Genomic DNA, 2,017 nt, shown 5'->3' with positions numbered 1-2,017 from the left:
TGCAGGTCGAGCATCCGCCGCTGGCCCTCGGACTCGCTGCGCCGCAGCCCCGCCTGCACCGCCTCGATGTCGGCCGGCGAGACGCCCTGCAGCAGCCGGTCCGCCTCGGCCCAGGCCGCCTCGGCCGTGTCGCGGGCGATGACATGCAGCCGGATGCCGAAGCGCAGCGCCGGGTTCAGGCCGCGGATCCACGCGATCTTCTCCGCCACCTGGGCCGGCGGCTCGCCCCAGGTGAGGTAGACGTCGGTGTGCCGGGCGGCGACCGGGCCGGCCGCGGCCGACGAGCCGCCGAAGTAGATCTCCGGCGCCGGGTCGGGCAGGCGGCTCAGCCGGGCGCCCTCGACGCGCAGGTGCTCACCGACGTGGTCGACGGTCTCGCCGCGCCACAGGGCCTTGATGATGCCGAGGAACTCGTCGGTGCGGGCGTACCGGGCGTCCTTGTCGAGGAAGTCGCCGTAGCCGCGCTGCTCGCTGGACTCGCCGCCGGTGACGACGTTGAGCAGCAGCCGGTTGCCGGACAGCCGCTGGAACGTCGAGGCCATCTGGGCGGCGAGGGTCGGCGAGATCAGCCCGGGCCGGAACGCGACCAGGAACTTGAGCCGCTCGGTCACCTCGGTGAGCATCGCGGTGGCCAGCCAGGCGTCCTCGCACCAGGCGCCGGTCGGGGTGAGCGCGCCGACGAAGCCGAGCTGCTCGGCGCTGCGGGCGATCTGGCCGAGGTAGCCGATGGTCAGCGGGCGGATGCCCCCGGCGGAGCCGACCGGCGTGCCGTGCCCGCCGCCGACGATGTCGCGGCTGTCGCCGTTGGTGGGCAGGAACCAGTGGAAGTCGAGCGACGTCATGGGCCCAGGGTACCCATATCTCCTATCGGCTAGATAGAGTGACGGCCATGCATAGACGGAGTGCGATCGCCGCCCTGCTGGCTCTGACCGTGTCGGTGGCGCTCGGCGGGTGCGCCGACGACGACGCCGGGGCCGGCGCGGCCGACAACGGCCCCCTGCGGATCGGCTACCAGCGGTTCGGCGGGCTGAGCCTGGTCAAGGCCCGGGCCGCCGCCCCGGACGCGCAGTGGTCGCTCTTCGAGAGCGGCCCGGCGCTCACCGAGGCGCTCAAGGCCGGCGCCATCGACATCGGCCAGACCGGCGAGGCCCCGCCGATCTTCGCGGCCGCCGCCAAGATCCCCTTCGCCATCGTCGGCACCAGCGCGCCCATCCCCAAGGGCGAAGCCGTCCTGGTCAAGCAGGCCAAGGGCTACCAGAGCTTCGCCGACCTGCGCGGCAAGACCGTCGCCCTCAACAAGGGGTCGAACGTGCACTGGCTGCTGGTCAAGCTCCTGGAGGCCAACAAGATGACCCTGGCCGACATCAACGTGAAGTACCTCAAGCCCGCCGAGGGACGGCCCGCGTTCGACAACGATCAGGTCGACGCGTGGATCATCTGGGACCCGTACTTCGCGCTGGCCGAGCAGCCCGGGGTGCAGGTGCTCGCCGACGCCACCGGGCTGGCCAACAACCGCGAGTACATCCTGGTCCACCCGGACGCCGTCAAGAACAAGGCGCCGCAGATCCGGACGTTCCTCGACACGTACCAGAAGACCACGACCTGGGGCATCGCCAACCCGGGGGAACGCGCCAAGGTGCTGGCCCCGGAGCTGAAGATCGACGAGGCGGTGACCACCCGGGCCCTGGCCCGCGCCGCCCAGCCGCTGGCCCCGCTGACCCCGGAGGTCGGCACCGAGCTGCAGAGCATCGCGGACGGCTTCACCGAGCTCAAACTGATCCCGGGCAGCGTCGACATGAAGGCCCGGATCGATGACCAGTTCACCGCGGAGCTGCAATGACCGCCGTCGCCACGGCACCGGATGTGGCGGTGCGCCCGCGCCCGGTCAGCAAGACCCGGCGGCTGCGCTGGCAGCGCATCGTCAGCCCGGTGGCGATCCTGCTGGTGTGGGAGGCGCTGTCAGCGAGGGCGGCGTCCACCTGTCCAGCGACGCGACGGGGGACGAGGTGCGGTGTGG

3 protein-coding genes are annotated in these 2,017 nt (G+C 72.0%); 2 read left to right on the top strand and 1 reads right to left on the bottom strand.

The genetic code is table 11. The features are described 5' to 3' along the window. Positions 1–842, bottom strand: an 842-nt coding sequence (locus AB0C29_RS45665; RefSeq protein WP_360834244.1) for an LLM class flavin-dependent oxidoreductase, incomplete at its 3' end; no start/stop codon positions are given. A 47-nt stretch (positions 843–889) separates the two neighbouring features. On the opposite strand from AB0C29_RS45665, the gene AB0C29_RS45660 reads away from it, so the two are divergent. Together AB0C29_RS45660 and AB0C29_RS45655 are read left to right on the top strand one after the other, a co-directional pair. After that, a complete protein-coding gene (locus AB0C29_RS45660; RefSeq protein WP_360834242.1) occupies positions 890–1,840 on the top strand; it encodes an aliphatic sulfonate ABC transporter substrate-binding protein in 951 nt (316 codons plus the stop codon). Continuing rightward, positions 1,837–2,017 (top strand): hypothetical protein (locus AB0C29_RS45655; RefSeq protein ID WP_360834240.1); only part of this gene is annotated, 181 nt, incomplete at its 3' end. The genes AB0C29_RS45660 and AB0C29_RS45655, both read left to right, overlap by 4 nt.

This window comes from Actinoplanes sp. NPDC048791 (assembly GCF_040650095.1).
Classification (GTDB): Bacteria; Actinomycetota; Actinomycetes; order Mycobacteriales; family Micromonosporaceae; genus Actinoplanes.
Note: the sequence above shows the minus strand (reverse complement) of the source record. Positions and strands in the feature narration are given on the sequence as shown.

Bases quoted from the DNA above. Each gene is read 5' to 3' on its own strand.
- AB0C29_RS45660 (WP_360834242.1), top strand. From the start codon at position 890: ATGCATAGACGGAGTGCGATCGCCGCCCTGCTGGCTCTGACCGTGTCG.